The 272-nt window shown below is 37.1% G+C and carries 1 protein-coding gene; it reads right to left on the bottom strand.

Going from position 1 to position 272, the window contains the following annotated elements; all coding sequences use genetic code 11:
* The coding region (locus H6A60_RS13170; protein WP_205105319.1) for a hypothetical protein at positions 1–272 on the bottom strand (272 nt) is incomplete at both ends.

The following is a 272-nucleotide window of genomic DNA, read 5'->3' as shown; positions in this document are numbered from 1 at the left end:
ATATACCCCCATGCCCAAATACAGCAACGCCCCTAAATGCTGCTGATACTTTTCTTAGCATCTTAAACGGTACAGATTTGTTTTGTGCCTCAATCCAATTCTTAGTAGCGTTCTGATTTTTTATTCTTTCGGATGTTGCCTTCCACATTTCATCTGAAATACGTTCTGTTTTTTTAGATGTTAATGCGACACTTGCTTGCTTCCATGTTAAGCCTAAATCTTCTGCTATATGAGCAATCATATCTCTAAATGAAACCCCTCTGTTTATATAC

The sequence above is a fragment of the Sutterella massiliensis genome, from assembly GCF_016899755.1.
Classification (GTDB): Bacteria; Pseudomonadota; Gammaproteobacteria; order Burkholderiales; family Burkholderiaceae_F; genus Sutterella; species Sutterella massiliensis.
Note: the sequence above shows the minus strand (reverse complement) of the source record. Positions and strands in the feature narration are given on the sequence as shown.